At 42.9% G+C, this 22,428-nt stretch carries 16 protein-coding genes; 14 read left to right on the top strand and 2 right to left on the bottom strand.

The window, feature by feature from the left end; genetic code table 11:
• The first annotated feature begins 128 nt into the window (after positions 1 to 128).
• The 3 genes from F1644_RS10135 (at position 129) to F1644_RS10125 (ending at position 3,274) form a co-directional block, all read left to right on the top strand.
• Entirely contained in the window at positions 129 to 1,052 is a 924-nt protein-coding gene (locus F1644_RS10135) for an alpha/beta hydrolase (protein ID WP_118304022.1), read from the top strand.
• A 105-nt stretch (positions 1,053 to 1,157) separates the two neighbouring features.
• The gene (locus F1644_RS10130; protein ID WP_118304024.1) at positions 1,158 to 2,453 is read left to right on the top strand and encodes an MATE family efflux transporter; all 1,296 of its coding nucleotides are present in this window, start codon (positions 1,158 to 1,160) and stop codon (positions 2,451 to 2,453) included.
• 386 nt (positions 2,454 to 2,839) lie between these two features.
• Positions 2,840 to 3,274: a PepSY-like domain-containing protein gene (locus tag F1644_RS10125; protein WP_087421443.1), complete on the top strand. Its 435-nt coding sequence runs from the start codon at positions 2,840 to 2,842 to the stop codon at positions 3,272 to 3,274.
• A 53-nt stretch (positions 3,275 to 3,327) separates the two neighbouring features.
• Here the strand turns inward: F1644_RS10125 and F1644_RS10120 are convergent, their stop codons facing one another.
• Both F1644_RS10120 and F1644_RS10115 read right to left on the bottom strand, forming a co-directional pair.
• Entirely contained in the window at positions 3,328 to 4,416 is a 1,089-nt protein-coding gene (locus F1644_RS10120; protein WP_118303846.1) for a linear amide C-N hydrolase, read from the bottom strand.
• Positions 4,417 to 4,464: 48 nt separating this feature from the next.
• A complete protein-coding gene (locus F1644_RS10115) occupies positions 4,465 to 5,352 on the bottom strand; it encodes a helix-turn-helix domain-containing protein (RefSeq protein ID WP_158571848.1) in 888 nt (295 codons plus the stop codon).
• A gap of 144 nt (positions 5,353 to 5,496) precedes the next feature.
• Here F1644_RS10115 and F1644_RS10110 point away from each other — a divergent pair, with 144 nt between their 5' ends.
• From F1644_RS10110 to F1644_RS10060, 11 genes are all read left to right on the top strand, one after another.
• The gene (locus F1644_RS10110) at positions 5,497 to 6,666 is read left to right on the top strand and encodes a multidrug effflux MFS transporter (RefSeq protein WP_118303849.1); all 1,170 of its coding nucleotides are present in this window, start codon (positions 5,497 to 5,499) and stop codon (positions 6,664 to 6,666) included.
• A 78-nt stretch (positions 6,667 to 6,744) separates the two neighbouring features.
• Positions 6,745 to 7,740: a hypothetical protein gene (locus tag F1644_RS10105; protein WP_118303851.1), complete on the top strand. Its 996-nt coding sequence runs from the start codon at positions 6,745 to 6,747 to the stop codon at positions 7,738 to 7,740.
• A 94-nt stretch (positions 7,741 to 7,834) separates the two neighbouring features.
• Positions 7,835 to 8,890, top strand: a complete 1,056-nt coding sequence (mtnA, locus tag F1644_RS10100; protein WP_118303853.1) for an S-methyl-5-thioribose-1-phosphate isomerase — start codon at positions 7,835 to 7,837, stop codon at positions 8,888 to 8,890.
• 217 nt (positions 8,891 to 9,107) lie between these two features.
• Positions 9,108 to 11,699 carry an ATP-dependent chaperone ClpB gene (gene clpB / locus F1644_RS10095; RefSeq protein WP_118303855.1) on the top strand — a complete coding sequence of 864 codons (2,592 nt, stop codon included), beginning with the start codon at positions 9,108 to 9,110 and terminating at the stop codon, positions 11,697 to 11,699.
• A 143-nt stretch (positions 11,700 to 11,842) separates the two neighbouring features.
• Positions 11,843 to 12,412 (top strand): RNA polymerase sigma factor, encoded by a 570-nt coding sequence (locus F1644_RS10090; protein WP_118303856.1) that lies wholly within the window; start codon positions 11,843 to 11,845, stop codon positions 12,410 to 12,412.
• Between the two features lie 105 nt (positions 12,413 to 12,517).
• Entirely contained in the window at positions 12,518 to 13,681 is a 1,164-nt protein-coding gene (locus F1644_RS10085) for a FecR family protein (RefSeq protein ID WP_118303858.1), read from the top strand.
• A 108-nt stretch (positions 13,682 to 13,789) separates the two neighbouring features.
• Complete coding sequence (locus tag F1644_RS10080) at positions 13,790 to 17,356, top strand: SusC/RagA family TonB-linked outer membrane protein (RefSeq protein ID WP_118303860.1); 3,567 nt, start codon at positions 13,790 to 13,792, stop codon at positions 17,354 to 17,356.
• A gap of 12 nt (positions 17,357 to 17,368) precedes the next feature.
• Positions 17,369 to 18,973 (top strand): RagB/SusD family nutrient uptake outer membrane protein, encoded by a 1,605-nt coding sequence (locus F1644_RS10075; RefSeq protein WP_118303862.1) that lies wholly within the window; start codon positions 17,369 to 17,371, stop codon positions 18,971 to 18,973.
• Between the two features lie 21 nt (positions 18,974 to 18,994).
• Positions 18,995 to 19,954 (top strand): hypothetical protein, encoded by a 960-nt coding sequence (locus F1644_RS10070; protein WP_118303864.1) that lies wholly within the window; start codon positions 18,995 to 18,997, stop codon positions 19,952 to 19,954.
• 23 nt (positions 19,955 to 19,977) lie between these two features.
• Positions 19,978 to 20,943, top strand: coding sequence for a glutaredoxin family protein (locus F1644_RS10065; RefSeq protein ID WP_118303866.1), 966 nt, complete (start codon positions 19,978 to 19,980; stop codon positions 20,941 to 20,943).
• Positions 20,944 to 20,955: 12 nt separating this feature from the next.
• Positions 20,956 to 22,419, top strand: coding sequence for a hypothetical protein (locus F1644_RS10060; protein WP_147344453.1), 1,464 nt, complete (start codon positions 20,956 to 20,958; stop codon positions 22,417 to 22,419).
• Positions 22,420 to 22,428: the final 9 nt, after the last annotated feature.

Raw genomic sequence — 22,428 nt, 5'->3', positions numbered from 1 at the left:
AAAGGCAGAATTGCCGGAAAGTTCGAGTACTTTTCTTTGGATAGGAAGGGACAAATCTTTTTGTATATTTGAAAAGTAAAACAGGGAAAGCGTGGAAGGAGATAATGAATTGTAAACTAAGATTATATATGTATAGATGTTCGTTGATTATTCTATCCTTTCTAATGATGGCGGAACTTTCTGCTCAAAAGATAGAAAAAGTATTTCTTGATAAGAATGATACGACAAGGAATTGCTACACGATTATTTATCCGGACTCGCTACCATGGGTGGGATATTTGTTTTTGGTGCCGGGATTTGGTGAAACGGCAGAGGATGTTTTGCTACAAACAAAACTGCCTGTTGAAACGGCGAAAAAGGGAATTTTGACCATTATACCTACTTTTCAAGATGGCGTTTCTTCGTTTGGCTTTGATAGTTTGAGCCAGCAGGCATTTCATCGAATCGTTGATGATGTGACGAATAGGTATAAATTGCAGAATTCGGAATATTATCTTGGTGGCTTTTCGATGGGAGGAAGTACGGTGGTAAAATTTGCGGAAACGGCAGATAAAAAGCCCAAAGCTGTTTTTGCTATCGACTCCCCGTTGGATTTTGAACGGTTTTATAACTCTACAAAACGGGATGTCGTGTTGTTTGGAAAGGGTGGGGCTGACCAAGAGAACATATATCTTTATTTGCTTTCAAGGATCGAGCAAATCATGGGTGGAACGCCTCAGACGGCATTGAAGAATTATCACGAAATATCTCCTTATTCGCTTTCCGACACGACGCAAGCTGCTATAAAAAGGCTGTTGAATGTGCCGATCAGGATATATATAGAACCTGATATTCAATGGTGGCTTGATGAACGGGAAACGGATGTCTTTGGTTTGAATATCATTGATTGTTCCGCAATGGTTAATGAATTGAAAAGGTTGGGTAACGACAGGGCTGCTCTTATTGTAACTCAGAATAAAGGGTATCGGAAGCCGGATAATAACCGACATCCACATTCTTGGAGTATTGTTGACAATAGAGAGTTGATAGAGTGGTTGTTGCAACAAAAATAGTATTTACGTTTTTCAGAGAGGGACGTGGCGTTTAACGGTATAAAAAAGGATCGGGGTCTAACGACCGGAAATATAACTCTTGGGTTGTTGTGGTTTGCTGTACCCATGATTTTAGGGAATCTGTTGCAACAATTCTATAATATTGCCGACACGCTGATCGTGGGGCAGTTTTTAGGGGCGAATGCGTTGGCGGCGGTCGGATCGGCTTACTCGTTGATGATATTTCTGACTTCGGTACTTTTGGGGTTGTGCATGGGGAGTGGGGCCATTTTTTCTCTGCAATATGGGGCGGGAGACCGGGAGGCATTGAAACGTAGTATTTTTGTTTCTTTGGTGTTAATAGGCTTGGTTACTTTGGTTTTGAATGTCGCTGTTTTCGTATGGATTGATCCCATACTGAGATTATTGCAAGTCCCGGAAGATGTTTACCCGTTGATGCGTGATTATCTTTGGGTAATCTTTTGGGGCCTCGGGTTCACCTTTATCTATAATTATTATGCCTCGTTACTGCGTGCGATAGGTAATTCCGTCGTGCCATTGTGGTTTTTAGGAGTGGCGGTTGTTTTGAATATTGCGCTTGATTTGATTTTTATTTTGTGGTGTGATTGGGGAGTGAAAGGAGCGGCATGGGCAACTGTTATCGCGCAGGCCGTTTCGGGGGTTGGACTTTGTGTTTACACGATCCGGAAATTCCCGGAGTTTCGAATTCGGCGTGAAGATATGTGCATGAAGTGGCAAACGGTAAGGGAAATTGCGGTTTATTCATCCTTGACTTGCGCCCAGCAGTCCGTGATGAATTTCGGTATATTGATGGTACAGGGATTGATCAATAGTTTCGGGGTTGCCGTGATGGCAGCGTTTGCGGCCGCGGTTAAAATAGATTCGTTTGCTTATATGCCCGTGCAGGATTTCGGGAACGCCTTCTCGACGTTTATAGCCCAGAATTTTGGAGCCGGACAAATGAAACGTATTCGAGATGGAATCCGGGTGGCGGTTGTTTCTGCAACTATTTTCTGCGTGTTTATTTCTCTTCTTGTATTTGCGTTTGCCCGTCCCTTGATGTTGATTTTTGTTCCGGTACATGAAACGGAAATTATTTCTATCGGGGTTCAGTACCTGCGAATCGAAGGGGCTTTTTATTGTGGAATCGGTTGCTTGTTCCTGTTGTATGGTTTCTATCGGGGGATTCGGAAACCGGGGATGTCGGTCGTGCTGACTGTTATTTCTTTGGGAACTCGTGTCGCTTTGGCTTATGCTTTATCCGCGATTCCGGCTATCGGGGTTGTGGGAATCTGGTGGTCAATCCCTATTGGTTGGTTCTTGGCTGATATTGTCGGGTTGTGGTATTATCGTAGATTGTTCTCGAGAGTCACGAGATCGGGTATTTTAAAGTCTGTTTAAATTTTGTTGAACAAAATTTTGATTACCCCTAGGGCGTGCCAATGTCCCTTCGATGTTCCTTTAATGTTCCAATATGACTCCGTCTCGATTTGTGCTGTGTTCAAATGTATTTCCTCCGGCGATCACTCGCAAGTGACACGGAGAAAGCACGGAGAAGACCTAGCCAAACAATAGTGTAACAGCATACCATGGAAGTGGTAAAAACTTGTTCGTGGATAACTATTTTGTATTGGATAGCCTGTCTTTTGAACAACTGACACTCGATATTTTTATCTTATCCATGCGAAATTTAAACAGGTTCTTAATTTTTCCAGATTCTTTTCAGATTCGGGGGATATTTTTGTCATGTAAATAATAAAATAGTAACCCATTAAAAATAGAAGAATATGAAAAAGATTGTTTTTTTACTCGTATGTTTATTCTCGATGACGATAGTAAAGGCTGATAATGACAAGCCGATTGAGATGAATCAGTTACCGGCGAAGGCGCAGACGTTTATCACGACTTATTTTAAAGATCAGAAAGTGGCATTGATAACACAGGAGACGGGTTTGTTTTACAAGAGTTATGATGTGGTGTTTGCAAGCGGGGAAAAGTTGGAATTCGATAAATCGGGAGATTGGACAGAGGTGAAATGCAAGACAGGTGAGGTTCCTGCTGCCATTATTCCGGAAGCGATACTTAAATATGTGAAGGCCAATTATCCGGAGGCAAAAATTTTAGAGATCGAGCATGATTCGGAAGGATATGAGATCAAATTGTCAAATCGCTTGGAGATTAAATTCAATAATAAGTTTCAGGTAGTGGATATTGACGATTAAAGATAAAGTGAACGTGTGTGTAGAGGGACTGCTTGAGTGGCCCCTCTATTTTATTATCCGATCCGAATCGGGATTATCGGTTGCTGGTTTACTCTGTCGAGAGGCTCTGTTTGATATTTTACCCGGGCAAAATTGATCTTACGGAGATCGATGCAACGGATGGCGCTATCGTACATGGTACGATAGTAGATCATGCGGTTCGTCATGTCGGTTGCCGAGGTCCATTGCGTGGCACTTGGAATATCAACAGGAGTTTGATCGGGAGCGAACTCTATTCCGATGGGTATGTCAAAATTATTCAGTATTTGGAAACATTGAATAACGGATTGTTGCCCTGTCTCTTGCCGTGGTGCGGTTGCTTGATAGAAAGCGGCACGGACAAATCGGGAGGGAGGGGTGATATCGCCCGGTATACCAAGAAAACCACTTCCGTTTCCGAAAGAAGTAAGAGTCACTCCGTCTAGTTGTTGGGAGGGGGCCATACCGGGAATCAAGTTGACATGGTTATTCAGGTTTGTCATCTGCCAGTCGAAACTTGGGGAGTTGGTCAGTACACCTAGTTTGTTCTCGTAAAAGATCGGTTTTTCATTGATGATTTCGAGAACGATCTGGCGTCCGGTGGTGTCGGCAAAACGCCAGTGGGCGGTAGATGCCCTCGGATCGATACCGATGACATGAACTTTTTTGATGGATTCTTTTACTTCGTCCACGGTCTTGCAACTGCCCAATATCCATGAAACGAGTTGTAGATCGGCAATGCTGGATGCTTTTTCTTTGGGATTATAAGTTTCATATTTCCCGTATTGCGGGAAGTAAAACAGTCCGGCAGAGAGTCCTGCCTCATTCAGTCCTTCTGCCACGAATTGTTCTTGCTCCACGGCTAGCCCGATATACCCGTAGCGAGCCGTGAAAATCATCCCTTCTGTTGTGCCGCCGGGAATGTAGGATTGTTGTTTATATTCTCTTGGTACGACAACATATTGGCTATTGAGATTGCTACCTCCCCATTCTATGGTGCGGGCCACGATGCAGGAACCATCCTTGGCTTTCAACGTGATTCCGGTGCAGGCTTTGAGTCCTCTGGGGAAGAAGGTGATAAGGGGCAATATCACCCATAGGGTTATTGATAATTTCTGTTTCATAAGAGCATTGTTTTTATTTTAAGATAACGGGGAAAACGGCTTTTTGTTTCATTCTTCGGAAGTTTCATGAACTTGCTTGTTGTTTCTGAATTGTAGGGGGGTCATGCCCGTGTGTTTTTTGAAAAAGCGGGCGAAAAAGGAAGAGTTCGGGTAGTTAAGTTCCTCGGAAATCTGGATGATACTCATGTCCGATGATCTCAATAATACTTTGGCTTCTTGCAGGCTGAAATTCGTTATCCACTGGTAGAGGGAGCAATCGGTGGTTTGTTTCAGTATGCTCGATAGGTATTTCGATGTCATGCAAAGTTTGTCGGCATAGAACGATGGGGAGCGTTCTTGTTTGTGGTGCTGGTGCAATAGCCGGAAGAAATCGTCTACAATTTGTTTTTGGCGATTGGTACCCACGAGTACGGTTTGGTGAGAGTAAATGAAACTGAGTTCCGCGATGAAGGAGAAAAGTAAGGCTTTGGTGATCTCCTCCCGGGAGGGATGATCGAGTCTGGCTGCCTGGTGGGAAATAAAAACGAAGAATTCGTCCAGGTGGTTGAATTCTTCGTTTGTTAAGGATAGGTAGGGTTTGTTGCCTATTCTTTCCGAGGTCCCCGATTTGAGAACGAACGGGAAATCAACCATGAAGTCAAAGCTGTAAGACAGGTATTTACAAGCGAAATCATCTGACAGGTAATGATTCTCGATCAGGTGGAAAGGTAAAAGAGAGATTAACGTGCCGGGGTGAACGAGGTGGTCTTTAGTATTGATTTTCAAATGACCTTCTCCGGCGGTAATCATGATGACGGTCAGGCCGTTGATGTCGTTACGTCGTGGCTTGTGGAGCGGAAATAATTGGATGAAGGATTCCTTGCTTAACATGGAAATGAAGAAATTTCCAAGAGAGGGGATTGTCGTGCTGTTTGGTATGTCATTTCCTTTTTGCATGTACTCTGGTTTCATGTTCCGGAAACAAAGATAAGATATTTGCACGAAAAAGCATTATAGGGCAAATCTGTGGATGATTAGGACGAAAATGTTTGTAGAATGTTGGGGATATTCGCGATGTAAAAATGATAAAAACTAGAGATTATGGAACAGAAAAATTCGAAAATTTACATACTTATTGTCGTCGGAATGGTTTCGGCCCTAGGGCCTTTCGTGACGGACTTTTACTTGCCGGCATTTCCCAATTTGGTGACTTATTTTGATACGACAGCCTCGCAGGTGCAGTTGAGTTTGACGTTTAGTATGATCGGGTTGGCTGTGGGACAGATATTTTTGGGTCCGGTGAGTGATAAATTTGGAAGAAAGCGGCCGTTAGTGATCTCGATGTTCTTCTTTGTTTTGTCATCGATTGGCTGTGTCTTCTCGCCTAGTATAGAGATTTTTATTCTGGCTCGTTTTATCCAAGGATTTTCGGGTGCGGGGGGAATCGTGATTTCCAAGTCGATAGCGACTGATTTGTACGGGGGAAAGGATTTGGCGAAATTCTTTTCCATGCTGGCTTGCGTGCAGGGATTAGCTCCGATTTGTGCGCCTGTGTTGGGAGGGCTGTTGCTATTGGTGACGAATTGGCGGGGAATATTCGGGTTGCTGGTGTTAATCGGGATATTGTTGTTGCTGGTTTTGTTAAGGTTTCATGATTCTTTGTCTAAAGAAAACCGATTACAAGGGGAGTTGAAAGAGCGGTTTGTTTATTATAAAGAGGTGTTGCGGCATCGGAAATTCATGTATTTCGTGTCGATTCAAGTCTTGGGAATGGGAGTGATGTTTTCATATATCGCATCTTCGCCGTTTGTTTTTCAGGAACATTACCATCTTTCTCCTGTTATGTATAGCGTTTGTTTTGCCTGCAATGCCGTGGCAATCATGTTGGGTAGTCTGAGTGTGGTTCGTTTCCGGTCGAATGAACATGCTTTGCGAGTGGGTGTATGGGGATTTATGTTCCTGTGCTGTTGCACCGGGGCGGCTCTCTGCATGGAATTATCCGTTATCATTATTGAGATTGTCTTTTTCCTGTTTCTTTTTTTCTTGGGAATTATACTGCCGACTTCCACGACGCTGGCTTTGAATCTGGAAAGGCAGAATTCGGGGACGGCCTCTGCAATACTCGGTTTCTTGACCTTCTTGGGAGGAGGGATTGTTTCTCCTTTAACGGGTATGGGAAATATTCTTTACTCGACGAGTGCTATTATGTTCGTGTGTTGCGTGTTGATTCTGGTTTGTACTTGGAAGGTGTTGAAAATGGCGAGAGCTTGAGAATATTCTGAATGTGCAAGTAATTTGTCTTCTGAAATCTTTATATTTGTAAAGAATGTCGTGCAAAATAATATGATAATGAAGACGAGTAAGATAAAAAACAGTTTGGTGGTGATGGTATTTATTTTGTCGGTACTACCGGCATGGGGCCATTCGGATTGGGGATTTACAAAAGATTTCGGTAATGTCCGGGTTACGTATTCGTGTGGTTTCAGCAATCACGAGGAAAGATATAAATCTCATATTATTGCTCGGCTGGTAGAGATGTTATCCAAGGAACTGGGTTGTAAGCAACCGATTTATCTCGATTTCAAGCATTCTTATGTGGAAGATATTGTTCCCGAATATAAATTATGGTACAAGCGAGGAAAATCGGGCGATACGTTGGTGTTTCACGTGCATGAGAAGACGTATGATGCGGTGAAGGCACTCCAATTAATAGAGTATGGGATAAAAAATAAAGCCTCTGTTGTGAAAAATCAACGAGACACGGTTATCGAGACTCGTTATTGGGGACCGCAAACGCATACATCCCTGAGTCGGGCGGAGATAAATAAGATCTTGAGGAAAAATGTCTCTCCGTTAGTAAATAAGGTGCTAGCCAATAAAATATACAGGCCTAAAAATGAACGTGATAGAATAGTGGAAGGATTTACGTACTATTTTCAGAATAATAAATATCATCTTTGTTATGAACGGCAGGAAGGATATGGGGCTGTACAATTGAAATTGGATAATATTTATCAGTTTCAGGCTCTTGTTTATTATGATGGGGTGTTATCCAGCCGGCTTGGGGTTGTGTTCGATACAGACTCGACATTTTACGTGATAACGAGAAATGGTTATGTAGAAGAAAAAGCGGCTAAGTATTTTTTATCCAAGCGGCACGTGATAAAGAATGTGGCTGATATTTTTCAGCCTTACGTGCTAAAGGAACTTGGAAAGAGCGAGGTTTTTATAGGGGTTGAACAACCTTTCTCCGGGACACGAAGAAATCTTCTTTACCGGGTGAAAGATGATTATTTGGTGCAAGATCTGGATGCATTGGTGGATAAGGAGAGTAAAAAAGAGTGAGACGGAAGGACAATACTAACATGGCGTAATCTGTGAGGAAATATGTGGTTACTGTAAATGTTTTTTGTTAATATTGCGAAAAACTATTTTCAACATGGATTTGTTTACGATCGTGACCGCACGTGCGGATTATGAGCTGGGTGCGTTGGTGATTATTGACCAGACGCAACTTCCGGAACGGGAAGTTTATTTGGCGTTGAAAACTCCGGAGGAAATTTGGGAGGCCATTTATTTGTTAAAGGTAAGGGGTGCGCCTGCCATCGGGGTGGCTGCCGCTTACGGGATTTCTGTGTGTATGCAAAAGGTGGACGAGGTTGATGATTTCTACCGGGAGTTTGCAAGGGTGAAGAATTATCTGGCATCTTCCCGGCCTACGGCGGTAAATTTATTTACGGCATTGGAGCGAATGGAAGTTGCGTTGTTGAAATGTCAAGGTGCGGGGGTGGAAGTTTTGAAACAAGTCTTGCGGGAAGAGGCCGAGGCGATTCGGAAAGAAGATGCGGCGGCGTGCCGGAAAATTGGAGAACATGGATTGTCGCTGTTGAAACCGGGAATGGGCTTGCTCACGCATTGTAACGCGGGGCATCTGGCGGTTTCTGAATACGGTACGGCTTTGGCCCCGATTTATTTGGGACAGGAACAAGGATTCGGTTTTTCGGTTTTTGCCGATGAAACCCGCCCGTTATTGCAAGGGGCGAGGTTGACGGCCTTCGAATTGCAGAAAGCGGGAGTGGATGTAACCTTGATATGTGATAATATGGCCTCTTCGGTGATGAAACAGGGATGGGTGCAGGCCGTGCTGGTTGGGTGTGACCGGGTGGCTGCCAATGGAGACACGGCAAATAAAATCGGTACTTCGGGGGTAGCCGTGTTGGCTAAATATTATGGGATTCCGTTTTACGTGCTGGGGCCGACGTCTACCATTGATATGGATTGTCCCACGGGCAAAGAGATTAAAATTGAGGAACGTGATCCGGCAGAGGTGACCGAGAAATGGTATGCTCGAAGAATTGCACCCGAGGGGATTCACGTGTATAATCCCGCCTTTGACGTGACTCCTGCCGAGTTGATCACTGCCATTATCACGGAGAAAGGGATCGCTTATCCTCCGTTTAGTGACACATTCCGGGGATGGAAAGAATGTAAATAATTAAGTCATTTTGTCATGTAATTTGTAAAACATGAAGACAAAATGACATATTTGTAATGCCTCTTGTTTTAGAAAACGAAAATCAATAGTTCGTTTTTTTATTGATTGTTAATGTTATAGGTTGAAATGTTTTTTCATTTTGTCCAGATGAAACTTTTGGATAAGAGTTTCGGTATATACTTTGTAAAATTGAAGGCAGAAAGGAGAAAATGAGACTATGAACATGAACAATTATACAATTAAGTCGCAAGAGGCCGTGCAGTCAGCCGTGCAACTTGCGCAGGCAAAAGGTCAGCAAGCCATCGAAACAGGTCATCTGTTGAGAGGCGTGATCGAGAAAGGCGAGAACATCACGAACTTTATTTTTAACAAGTTGGGTGTAAATAGCCGGAATGTCTTGGCAGCTTTGGATCGAATCGTGGATGGATACCCGAAAGTGTCGGGAGGTTCTCCCTATTTGTCCGACGAGGCTAATAAGGTGTTGGAGAAAGCCACGACGTTGGCGGGAGAGATGGGTGACCAGTATGTTTCTTTGGAACATATTTTATTGGGATTATTATCAGTGAAGGATCCGGTTTCCGGTATGTTGAAGGATGCGGGAATGACCGAGAAGGAAACCCGTGCGGCGATTGACGAGTTGCGGAAGGGGTCGAAAGTAAATTCTCAGTCGGCAGAAGATAATTATGATGCGCTGGGGAGGTATGCCATCAATTTGAATGAAAGAGCCCGGAACGGTAAGCTGGATCCTGTAATCGGACGAGATGATGAAATCCGTCGGGTATTACAGATATTGTCCCGGAGAACAAAAAATAACCCGATTTTAATCGGAGAGCCGGGTGTTGGTAAAACGGCTATTGCCGAGGGATTGGCACAGCGTATCGTGAACGGGGATGTGCCTTCAAATCTGGCATCCAAGAGTATTTACTCGCTGGATATGGGAGCCTTGATCGCGGGGGCAAAGTATAAAGGAGAATTCGAGGAACGTTTGAAATCGGTTGTGAACGAGGTGTTGTCTTCAGAAGGAGAAATTATCCTGTTTATCGATGAGATTCATACCTTGGTGGGGGCTGGAAAGTCTGACGGGGCAATGGATGCGGCGAATATATTGAAACCCGCTTTGGCTCGTGGTGATCTAAGGGCTATCGGTGCAACCACGTTGAACGAGTACCAGAAATATTTTGAACAGGATAAAGCCTTGGAGCGTCGTTTCCAGAAAGTGATGATTGACGAACCGGACGTGATGAGCGCGATCAGTATCATGCGGGGATTGAAGGAGCGTTACGAGAATCACCATAAGGTACGGATCACGGATGATGCCATCATTGCATCCGTGGAGTTATCTCACAGGTATATTTCGGATCGATTCTTGCCGGATAAAGCTATCGACTTGGTAGATGAGGCGGCTGCCCGTCTGCGTTTGGAGATGAATTCCGTGCCGGAGGAGATTGATGAACTGGACCGTAAGATCAAACAGTTGGAAATCGAGAAAGAGGCGATTAAGCGGGAAGGGAAAAGTAAGAAACTGGACGAGATCCAGAAAGATTTGGCCGATTTGAATCAAGAGCGTACGAAATTGCGAGCCCAATGGGAGTCTGAGCGTTCTTTGATTGACGAGATCCAGAAGAATAAGGATGCGATTGAACAGTACCGTTTCGAGGCAGACCGGGCCGAGCGGGAAGGCGATTACGGAAAGGTTGCCGAGATTCGTTACGGTAAGATTAAGGAGGCCGAGCGTCGTATTGAAGAGGTGAAGGCCAAGCTGGCGGATATGAAACATGGAGAGTCGTTGATTCGGGAAGAGGTGACGGAAGATGATATCGCGGCTGTCGTGTCCAAGTGGACGGGCATTCCGGTGAGCCGGATGATGCAGAGCGAGCGTCAGAAATTATTACACTTGGAAGACGAGTTGCACAAACGGGTAGTCGGTCAGGAAATGGCCATTACGGCACTGGCAGATGCCGTTCGTCGTAACCGTGCAGGATTGCAGGATGCGAAACGTCCTATCGGTTCGTTTATCTTCCTCGGAACCACGGGTGTCGGTAAGACCGAGTTGGCAAAGGCATTGGCAGAGTTCCTGTTTGACGATGAATCCTTGATGACCCGTATTGATATGTCCGAGTACCAGGAGCGTCATTCTGTTTCCCGGTTGATCGGGGCGCCTCCGGGGTACGTGGGATATGATGAAGGTGGTCAGTTGACGGAGGCTGTTCGTCGGAAACCCTATTCCGTGGTATTGCTGGACGAGATTGAGAAGGCTCACCCCGACGTGTTCAACATCTTGTTGCAAGTGCTGGATGACGGGCGTTTAACTGATAATAAAGGTCGGGTAGTCGATTTCAAAAATACGATTATCATCATGACTTCGAATATCGGTGCGCATATCATTCAGGAACGTTTGAAAGGCATCGATGAGAATAACCGGGATGAGGTACTTGACAAGACGAATCACGAGGTGTACGAGATGTTGAAACAGACGATTCGGCCGGAGTTCTTGAACCGTATCGACGAGATCATCATGTTTGCCCCGTTGAAGAAGTCGGAAATCGTGGATATTGTACGTTTGCAATTCAATGGCGTAAAGAAGATGTTGGAAAACAATGGTATTGCCATCGAGATTACCGACAAGGCTGTTCAATGGCTGGCAGATGCCGGGTATGATCCGCAGTTTGGCGCTCGTCCCGTAAAACGGGTTATTCAACGTACATTGTTAAATGATTTGTCAAAACAGATTCTTGCAGAGGAAGTCTCCAAAGATAGCCGTATCGTGGTAGACGTGAAGGATGACAAGATCATTTTCGAAAATAAATAAGGATTCTTAAAATCATATGAGGTAGGTCGTTTTTCTTTTGAAACGGCCTACTTTTTTGTGGGTTAGTAATATGTCGATAATTTTGATTCTTGGCGAGAATGTCTATCTTTGCATGAATCATAATTGTCGATTTAGATTTTTGTATGGTATATAGCGAATCGGAAATTGTACACGAACTGGAGGCAGGAAATGAGGTCTGTCTGAATATGCTTTTTGATAATTATTATCGGGCATTGTGTGTGTATGCGTTGCGGTTTGTTTCGAATGCGGATGATGTAGAGGATATTGTGCAGGAGGTGTTTGTTTCTTTCTGGATGAACAAGAAACGAACTGTTTTTTCCGGTTCCGTTCGTTCTTATCTTTTCGGGGCAGTAGCCAAGGCTGCCTCAAAGTTTGCGACACGTCGGGGAAGGATCATGTTTGACGACGTGGAGAAGTATGTGGATCAGTTTTTAGAAGAATTGGCAGAGTATGATGAGAGCGAGTTTGCTCGATTGCGTGATAAGGTATATGCCCGGGTGGAGGCTTTGCCGGAAAAGACAAAAGAAATATTTAAAGCCGTGGTGTTGGATAACCTGACCTACCAGCAAGTGGGCGATCGTTTTGGGATAACCGTGAATACCGTGAAAACGATGTATTACAGGGCATTGAAGCAGTTAAAAGAAGAGTTGGGTGGAAACGCTTTGGCGTTGTTTTTTATTATTCTGCGATAAATTTTTACTCCTTCATTTTGTTAAAATTATTTTTCCTGCAATTTTTCCTAAAAAAGTTGTCATCTCTTTTTCAATCTTCCGGTATATAATATAAAAGAGATTGAGATGAACAATAAAATTTGGCACTGGATTGGTGATTATTGCTCCGGACTTTTGGATAAGAGCGAGGAACGGGAGTTGCGAGCGTGGATGGATGAGGCGGAGGAAAACAAACAACTTTTTATGGAGGGAGTGAAAATGGTGCGTGAGTATCAAATGGTTGCTTGTTCAAGCAAGGGGGCTCCTGATTCATTGAAACGTGTACAGGAAAAAATTCGGGCTCGCAGAAGAAAGCAACGATGTATTCAAGTTGTTGTAGCAGCTTCTGTTGTGATCTTGTTCGCTTTATCATTTGTATTCTTTTATACTCCGGAATCAGAAGAGATGTCTCCCGTATTGGCGAAGGTGCATGCCGGAGGAACGAAAGCGACTCTAATCGTGGCTGATGGGATACAAGTCGATTTGACACAAGATAATTTACAAGAGGTAATCGGGCAGTACGGGGCGACTGTTTTGAAAGACAAAAAGAATGAATTGCGATATGATAACGTGGAGGTAAATGACGAGATAGAAGAGAAACCAGTATATCACACCATTTCGGCTCCGGTTGGAGGGGAATATCATTTCACGTTGGCAGATGGCACCATGGTATGGTTGAATTCATCTTCGCGATTAACATTCCCTACTCGTTTTACGGGAGATATGCGAGAGGTGCTTGCTGAGGGGGAAGTGTATTTTGACGTGCGGCATGACGAAAATAAACCTTTTATCGTGCGGGTAAATGATGTGAGCGTGCGAGTGTTGGGAACGAAATTCTGTATTTCAGCTTATCCGGAAAATGAAGGAATTCTGACAACTTTGGAGCAGGGTGCCGTGCAAGTAACCTCCGGAGATAATTATGCGGTATTAAAACCGGGATATCAGGCCGTGGTAGATCAATATTCCGGAACAATCAGCCAGCGAGCCGTGGAACTTTCTTTGTACACCTCGTGGGTGCGGGGAATATTTGAGTACGAGAATATGGAATTGGATGATATTGTGGTGCAATTGGCTCGATGGTATGATGTACAATTTACTTTTTCGGCATCAGAATATAAAAAGCGTCGTTTTACCGGAGTGGTGCGGAAGTATGAAGATCTAAATGGCGTGCTAGATATGATAGAAAAAACAACTAACGTAAAATTTATTATCAATGGAAGAAATGTGACAATAACTTCAGTGATGCAATAGAAGAAACATAAAAACGGGAAATGTTTCCAGCATTCCCCGTTCTATGTTGAAAATTTAATAGCAGCCTTCGGCAAAAGGCTACGTTTATTAATCAAAGTATCCAAATGTATGAAAAAAAGACGAAATTCTACACAAGCCTCGCCTGAAAATGCGAGGGGAAAAATTTATTTAGCAATGAGATTGACTTTGCTTTTGACTATGTTCTTCTCTTTTACGGCGATAGCCAGTGTATCGTCACAATCTGTGACGTTGAAATTAGAGAATGCAAGTCTCAGGGAGACTATTAAAGAGTTGAAGAATCAGACAGGAGTTTATTTCGTGTTTAACGAGGAAGAGATTGCAAGTTTGAACGTGAAACTCAATATGGTTCTGACGAATGAACCTTTCGAGAAAGCGTTGGATCGTATTTTCGAGGGTTTGCCTTTTAGTTATGAGTATGCAGAGGGAGTGGTAATTGTTAAGCCGTCTGCACAAAAAAAGGATGATGTTAAGCTAAAATTGATTAAGGGAAAAGTGGTCGACACGGATGGGATGCCTCTTCCGGGAGTTTCTGTTGTTGTGGAAGGAACAACTCGTGGTGTGGCATCGGATGTGAACGGTTTATTCCGGATGATGATTGAAAATAAAGTCGGGCAAAAATTACTTTTCTCTTTTGTGGGGATGGAGCAAAAGGTAATTACTTGGCAGGGACAGGATTCTTTGCATGTCGTAATGAAGTATTCTGCGGTGGATATGGATGAGGTTGTTGTGACCGGGTATCAGACATTAAATCGGAGAGAGTCAGCCAGTGCGGTTTCGGTAGTGAAAACCGATGATATATATATGGCGGGAGCTGCTTCTATTGATCAAATGTTGCAGGGACAAGTCCCCGGATTGATGGTTATGAATACTTCGGGAGAGCCGAGTGCTACGCCTAAAATTCGTATTCGGGGTACTTCAACGATTAACGGTAACAAAGCTCCTGTATGGGTGGTTGATGGAGTGATTTTGGAACAAGATGTTCCGATTACAGCCTCGGAGTTGAATAGTGAAGATGCCGAATATTTAGTAGGTAATGCTATTTCGGGAATTAGTCCGCAGGATATAGAGTCCATTACGGTTTTGAAAGATGCTTCTGCCACGGCGATTTATGGAGTAAAGGCTGCGAATGGGGTGATCGTGTTGACGACGAAAAAAGGAACAGTTGGCAAGCCCACGGTTTCGTATCATGGTGAAGTGGTACTAAACGAACGTCCTTCTTACCGGAATTTTGATCGTATGAATTCTGCGGAACGTATGCAATTGTCCAAGGATATTTTCGAGCAAGGATTATCATATAGTTCAAATATATCGTTGGATCCGGATGATTCTTACGAGGGACTATTGAACGAGTTGGTTAATCGTCGGATGTCGAAAGAGGAGTTTGCACTTCGGTCAGAGGAGATGGCGAAGCGTAATACAGATTGGTTTGATGTGTTATTCCGTAATGCGGTAACTCATTCGCATAATTTGAGTATTAATGGAGGTTCTGAGGCAACAAAGTATTATTTCTCTGCTGGTTATAATAATAATCAAGGAGCTGCAAAAGGTTCTGTTAGCGAGCGTTTCACTACTTTAGCTCGTGTGGATGCATCCGTGGGTAAGTATGTAAATTTTATGGCGAAAATTGATTTCAGCACGACGAAGAATGAAGGTTATTCTGTTGTAAACCCGTTTAGTTATGCGTATAATACTTCTCGGACAGTGCAGCCATACGAGGAAAATGGGAAATATCACTTTTACAAGAAAGATTCAAAATACTTGTATAACGTGTTGAACGAGTTGGCAGAAACAGGTAAGGAGAGTAAATCGAATGATTTTAACGCGTTGTTAAATTTGAATGTAAAGTTGTATGATGGACTATCTTATCAAGGAACTTTTTCTTATCATAATTCATCGACGAATCAGCGGGATTGGAAAACAGAGGAATCTAGTAGTGTTGCTTCCATTCGTACCTATGATTACAAGCAATATGATGAAAATGATGATGAATATTGGAAATCTCCTCTACCATACGGAGGTGTTTTGGAGCAGGGAAATACGGTGAAGACAGGGTATACTGTGAGAAATGGTTTGAGCTATGTTAAGGTTTTGGCTGATGTTCATGATATGAATATAATTGTTGGTTCTGAGTTGCGAGGAACGAAGTACGAGGGGGTACGTTCGACGGGGTATGGTTGGACTCCTACTTATGGAGAACGATTTATGCCAGTGCATACAGACAATTTTGTAAACAATTATATTGATAGAATGCTTCCAACGAATACGAACTCGATTTCGAGAGTGGCTTCATTTTTTGGTTCGGCCACGTACACTTATAACAATCGTTACGTGATGAATTTCAATATTCGTTCGGATGGGGCCAATAAATTTGGGAGTAACCCGAAATATAGGTGGTTACCTACATGGTCCATTGCGGGTAAATGGCTATTGACGAATGAAGGTTTCATGGCTCGATTTGCTCAAAACGGACATTTTGTATCTGTAAGAGGTAGTTACGGTATCCAAGGAAATATTCATGATGATGCTACTCCTAATTTGATTTTGGAAGTAGGAGATCGTAATACAACAAGTAACTTGGAACAGTCAACGATATACCGTTTACCTAATCCAGATTTGAGATGGGAGAAAACGACCTCTTGGAACGTTGCAGCAGACTTTTCTTTTTGGAATGGAAGGCTTTCAGGTAGTTTGGACGTGTATAAAAAACATACGGAAGATTTGATCATGGAAAAAACAGTGGCAACATCTAATGGAAAATCACGTTTGTACATGAATGCAGGAGAGATGGATAACCAAGGATTTGAAGGTAATTTGAGCGTGGAGATCATTCAAAGAAAGAAGTTGAATTGGAGGTTTAACGTAAACTTCGGAAGAAATACAAGTGAGGTGACCTTGGCAAACGATGAATTATACAGCGATTTGGAGGTCATTAATAAAATGTTGGATGGTAATTTAGCGATTAAGGGTGAGAAGTTAGGTTCAATGTACTCTTTCCGTTATGGGGGATTGTCTAGTGAAAACGGGTATCCATTATTCTACGGGAAAGATGGTAAATTGTGGCATACAGCTGACCCGAAGCGCATGGAACTGGTGAAAAGCGGGTCCATTTATCCGGATCTTTCCGGAGGGTTCGACACGCAGTTGACTTTTGATAAACGTTTATCGCTATCCGTGGGTTTCACGTATAATTTGGGTGGAGTGAAACGTTTACCGAGTGTGTATGCCGATAAAAATTCTGCATTGAATCCGGTTGCCAATGTATCTACGAATTGGAAAAAAAGGTGGAGAAAACCCGGTGATGAAAAATACACGGATGTGCCTGTTCTGTATAATGATCGAGTAGCTTCGGATTTTGAACGTAATGTTTCAGCCGAGGATCGGGGTGCTGCTGAAGAGTGTACCTATTTCTATGATTTGTCGGATTTCCGCGTGGCGAAGGCTGATTTCTTACGTTTACGTTCTGTGGGGTTAAGCTACATCATGCCTGAGAAATTATTGAAGGGAATGGGAATATCTTCTATGATGATTCGTTTCCAGGCTTCGAATTTGTTCGTGTGGGCGCATAAGGATTGGAAGGGGCTTGATCCGGAGACTCCGGAAGCGAATATTCCGATATTACCTTCTTATAGTTTGGGTATTAATGTTTCATTTTAATAGGAAGTGATTATGAAAAGATTTGTAAAGATATATACCTACTGGCTTTTAGGGATACTTTTGTTCACTGGGTGTGACGATTATTTGAAAGAGGATTCGGGAGATTTGTTGATTCCCGGGAAAGTGGAAGAGTTTTTACCGATGTTGTATAGAGAAGGTTTTCCCCGAAATTTTGATGACGAGGTGGCTTGGTTATATTTGATGACCGACGATGTGGAGATGGGACAACTGGAATTGGATCCGGATGATGAAAATAATGATACCCGGGATAAAAATTCCGTGGATGCTTTTAGCGTGGGAGAAGGCGAAGAACCTTACAAGTGGGAACGAGATATAAAGAGTTATGCGGATAATTTTTGGGAGCGTCGTTACGGGAATATTTTGGCTTGTAACTTGGTTATAGATGCGTTGCCTGAAATGGTGTACGTGGAGGCCGATTCGGGAAGTTATAATTTTCTTGCAGCCCAAGCTTATGCGATGAGAGCTTATCATTACTGGTGTTTGGTGAATTCATACGCTTTACCTTGGTCTAAAGAGAACTTGGATGAGCCGGGAGTGGTTATCCGGACGGAACCGCAAATAGATATAGCTGCTAGAAGACGTTCATCCATTCGGGAGGTGTATGATTTGATTAACGAGGATATTGAGAATGCGGAGAAATATATTAAAGTTGCCACGTTTGACGGGAATATACACCGGCTTTCTGAACCGGCGATCCTGTTGCTAGCTTCTCGTATTGCTTTATTCCAAGAAAATTGGGATGAGGTTATCCGAACCGGTAAATTGTTTTTGGCTCAGAATTCCATTATTTTGAATCTGAACGATCAAGATACAACGTTATTCGGAACGGAGAAAGGTCTTAGTAATAAGATATTTACAATGATGGATGGAACTATAAATAAGGAAGTCGTTTTTACATTCGGAACCTCTAGTTATTCTCCGTATCAATATTTGTCAACCTCGGGAGAGCTTTTCGGATTGGGATTCAGACCTTCACATAATACGGATGCGTCATTGATTCGCTCTTATGAAGAGGGAGATTTACGGAAAAAAGCTTATTTCTTAAAGGACATTCCGGCTAAAAAGGCAGAAAGTATGTGGGAAGAAGATAGACCCTATAAGTACAAGTATTATTATCCGATAAAATATCGTCAAATGTCGGGTTCAACATCCACAAAACCGAGCGAAAATCTTCTCCATGAGAATTGGCGGAGTGTGGAGGTAATGTTGAATCTGGCGGAGGCCTATACACGTAAGAATAATGAAGTGACGAGTGATGCTCTTGATTTGTTGAATAATTTACGGCGGTGTCGTTTGGACCCGAAAGTGTATGTGGAAAAAACGTCAGCGGATTTTTCGAATGGACAAGCTTTGTTGAAGTTTATCTGGGAAGAGCGGCGTCGGGAACTTTGTTTCGAGGAGGCCATGCGTTTTTGGGATTTGCGAAGACAGGGGATGCCGGAATTGAAACACAAGTGGTATTCGAGTTGGGATAAATACGAAACCTATACTTTGCCGCAAGGAAGTAAAAATTATGTGCTTTCAATTCCTCGCAGTGAACTTGATTATAACAATGGATGTTATGATAATGAGCGCAATTTGATTAAACCCGAATAGTGATATTAAAATTTGTAAAGTATGAAAAAGATTACAATATATTTGATAATGATCTTGTTCCTAGGGATTTCCTGTTCCGAGGAGGTTAAGGTAAATCCCGAGTTAGCCGGTCCGTTATATGGTTTGACGAAGGGGGAACCTGGTTCGGTGGATGAGTTGATTTATAATACTTGGGAAGAGTGGGGTATGTATTATTTGTATAAATTTGAACCCTATGCTTTTCAGGTAACGAATTGGAGTGGTTATTTTAACAAATGGTATACTCCAGTAAAAGAAGAGAACACTGAAGTGATTCGGAAAATTATTAACCATATACAGGATGGAATATTCGTGGGGTTAGATAAAAGTTTGGTACAAGGAAGTTGGTTTGTACGTACGTTTTTGTGTGATTCGCTTTGTAATGATTATGATTATAATCCGGACAAGGTGGTGGATATTTACTTAGATAATGGAGATTGTATTATTCTCGCTGGTATTGGGGATAGAATGAATAATTTTACGGATGAGGACTGGGATAAGTGGAAAGCGGAGTTGTCAAGTTTGTTGATTTCGCGCTTGTATTTGGGAGCAACGGAGCAACCAGATGATTTTTTTAACTTACGCATGAAGAAAGCCAATGGAAAAGAGGAGATAATGATATTAGCTCCTTGGCCAGAAGATCCGGCAGGCAAATATTCCCCCAATGTTTATATATTCCGTTCGAATGGTTATGTTCGTTCACAACCGACTGGCTTTCAGGTTGAGACTATAAAAGTGCCTGGTCAACAAATGGATTTAGCTGATTATATTTCTTTCTTGACGGCCACGACAAAGACAGAGTTGGATTATAATTTTGAGGTATTCCCCCGTATGTTGGAGAGGGCTGTTGCGTTGATCCCTTATCTACAACGGGTATTGTCAATGGATCTTGAAGCGATGCAAAATGCTAATTGTCCTAATGATCCGGTGGGTGCTGATTATTTTAAGAATCTGAAAAAGTGATTCGTCTGTATAATATAAGAGATATGTTGAGAAAGACAATCATGATATTGGTTTGTGTCGGATGCTGCTTAGCAGCATCTGCACAAACTGACCTAGAAAGTTTGAAAGAGAAATACACGGTAAACAAGCGTGACATTAAGGTCGTGAAGGAATACGTGGAGGCCTTGGAGGATGCGAGAAAGGGAAAAGAGGCAGAACAGGTGATAAAGGAATATATGTCTCGGTGTCCGGTGTTGCAGGTGGAAGATAAGGATACTTACTTGCTATTAAATAAATATGTATTTGCAGACCCTTATTCCAATGTTTTTGAGTATGGCATTTATGCTGTGAAAAAAATGAAATGGGATCGGGAAGAAAGCTCCGCTCCGGAGGATAAGGCTGCACGTTTGAAGAGACTTTTCAAAGGATTGGGAAGTGGGGTTAGTGGGGATAATGAGATTGATAAGAGATATGAGGTATTGATGGTGTTGAGTCGAAATTTGAACAAAGAGATCGAGAAACAATGCGAGCCTCATTTCCAGGATGAACGGTATGTTTGGCCATTGTATGATTCATTAAAACTGGAACGATTGACGTATCTGGTAAATAAAGGGCAATTATTGGGACAGGATGGAATGCGTTTAAAACTCGCTATTATTAAAGCTTTGCATACAGGAGATAACGAACAGGTGTTTCGAGACTTGGAAGTAGCTGCGAACTTGCACATGACAGATGTTCGGGGTGAATATATTGTAGCAGTTTTGACCCTCCTTTCTGAAAGAAATTTGAATAAGAATTTAATTGACAGCGTCTTGTCATTCGTGTTGAGGATAAGTGAACAGGAGAAGGCGGAGGGTGGTTCGACCAATTATTATAACTTGTTAGGTCGTTTGTATGCTCTTGTGGGCGATAGGGGTAACGCTGATAAATATAAAAAGATGGGGGATGCCATAGAAGCGGAGCGGATGGAACGGTATAAGGATTTGTTTAAAGCAACTCAGTCTAATTAATCTGGAAATATGATGAAAAAACGGATAGTTGTAATGTTTGCCGTTTGGCTGTTTACGACTTGTAATTTATTGGGGGTAAAAGCTCAACAGGTTCGTGACTATGTGGTTGTTACCTCGAAAAAGGTTCAGGCTGACGGGGAATGGATGAAAGTGGTAGAGGCTTTAGCTAAAAGACATAAAGCAACCGTGTTATATTACGACAAACAGCCGCGAGAATTGTTGGCGGAGTTACGGCGTTTAACTCCCCGTTACGTGGCAGTGGTGGAAAAACCGGAAAACCTCAATCGGGAGTTTGCCATGGAAGGGCATCGTTTGAGTCGGGAAATAGATGATGATATTTATGCGGATTACTTGTGGGGAATTATCACGGGGTATTCAGCTACAGATGCTATGCGAATGGTCGAGGGGAGCGCTAAACCTTTTGTGATTCATACAGCATTGAACACGACGGCAGAATTGAGCGGTGGAAAATATTTTGATCGTTTTGCATTTATGAATGACGGGGGAACACCCGGCGGTTGGGGCGAGAAGACAACCCGCAACGGGGAAGTGAAGAATGAGCAGATCAATAAATGGGAAATACTGAATAAATGGGTAGAGAAATATAAAGAAATTGATCCCGATTTGCTGGTAACCTCTTCACACGCAACCGAGAAAAATCTTGAAATGCCATTTACGGTTGGTAATCTGAAACCACGGGGAGGGCGGTTGTATGCCGACTTCATGACTCCTGAGTTTTTGGAAGGGACGGCTCACCCGAGAGTTTATTTTGCGGCGGGTAACTGTCTGATCGGGAATATTGACAATGACCCGGAGAGTATGGCTGTGGCTTGGTTGAGCGGAATGGATGCAACTTCCATGGTGGGATATGTCGTTACAACTTGGTATGGCCGGAACGGTTGGGGAGGTTTGAAATACTGGGTTGCCAATGCCGGGCGGTTGACCTTGGCGCAGGCCGTTTATCTGAACCAGCAGGATATGTTGAGGACGGAAAACGAGTGGCATCCGAAAATGTTGACCGTAAATTATCCTTTTTCGGAAATAGATTTTGGGGAGAGGGAGATGTTTGAAAAACAATTCAAGGCGGTGACGGGTCAGCAGCCGACGAAAGACCAGATGGGATTTGTACATGACCGGGATGTAGTTGTTTTGTATGGCGATCCGGCTTGGGATGTAAAGATGCAAAATCCGAAACCATTAGGATTCCGTGTAGATTTCAAGATAAAAGGGAAACAATGTTTCGTGACGATCACGACCAATGAATATTTTGACGGAGGATTGATGAGAGGAGGAAAATTGAAACAGGAACACGTGACGGATATTCCGTTTGCCTATTATTTCCCGAAACGTGTAAATAACCCGTGTTTGGCGGGGGGACAGAAATGGGAAGTTGCCGTGGCAGAGGATTTCTTGTTGCTTTATAATTGTGATTTTGAGAGGAATAAAAAATATACAATAGTATTGGACATAAACTAAAGGGATTGT

Origin of the sequence: Butyricimonas paravirosa (assembly GCF_032878955.1) — a bacterium.
Lineage (GTDB): Bacteria > Bacteroidota > Bacteroidia > Bacteroidales > Marinifilaceae > Butyricimonas > Butyricimonas paravirosa.
Note: the sequence above shows the minus strand (reverse complement) of the source record. Positions and strands in the feature narration are given on the sequence as shown.

Coding starts and splice junctions, on each gene's coding strand:
- F1644_RS10080 (WP_118303860.1), top strand. CDS start 13,790: ATGAAAAAAAGACGAAATTCTACACAAGCCTCGCCTGAAAATGCGAGG.
- F1644_RS10110 (WP_118303849.1), top strand. CDS start 5,497: ATGGAACAGAAAAATTCGAAAATTTACATACTTATTGTCGTCGGAATG.
- F1644_RS10075 (WP_118303862.1), top strand. CDS start 17,369: ATGAAAAGATTTGTAAAGATATATACCTACTGGCTTTTAGGGATACTT.
- F1644_RS10065 (WP_118303866.1), top strand. CDS start 19,978: ATGTTGAGAAAGACAATCATGATATTGGTTTGTGTCGGATGCTGCTTA.
- F1644_RS10090 (WP_118303856.1), top strand. CDS start 11,843: ATGGTATATAGCGAATCGGAAATTGTACACGAACTGGAGGCAGGAAAT.
- F1644_RS10070 (WP_118303864.1), top strand. CDS start 18,995: ATGAAAAAGATTACAATATATTTGATAATGATCTTGTTCCTAGGGATT.
- F1644_RS10120 (WP_118303846.1), bottom strand. CDS start 4,416: ATGAAACAGAAATTATCAATAACCCTATGGGTGATATTGCCCCTTATC.
- F1644_RS10060 (WP_147344453.1), top strand. CDS start 20,956: ATGAAAAAACGGATAGTTGTAATGTTTGCCGTTTGGCTGTTTACGACT.
- F1644_RS10085 (WP_118303858.1), top strand. CDS start 12,518: ATGAACAATAAAATTTGGCACTGGATTGGTGATTATTGCTCCGGACTT.
- F1644_RS10125 (WP_087421443.1), top strand. CDS start 2,840: ATGAAAAAGATTGTTTTTTTACTCGTATGTTTATTCTCGATGACGATA.
- F1644_RS10115 (WP_158571848.1), bottom strand. CDS start 5,352: ATGCAAAAAGGAAATGACATACCAAACAGCACGACAATCCCCTCTCTT.
- mtnA (WP_118303853.1), top strand. CDS start 7,835: ATGGATTTGTTTACGATCGTGACCGCACGTGCGGATTATGAGCTGGGT.
- F1644_RS10105 (WP_118303851.1), top strand. CDS start 6,745: ATGAAGACGAGTAAGATAAAAAACAGTTTGGTGGTGATGGTATTTATT.
- F1644_RS10130 (WP_118304024.1), top strand. CDS start 1,158: ATGATTTTAGGGAATCTGTTGCAACAATTCTATAATATTGCCGACACG.
- clpB (WP_118303855.1), top strand. CDS start 9,108: ATGAACATGAACAATTATACAATTAAGTCGCAAGAGGCCGTGCAGTCA.
- F1644_RS10135 (WP_118304022.1), top strand. CDS start 129: ATGTATAGATGTTCGTTGATTATTCTATCCTTTCTAATGATGGCGGAA.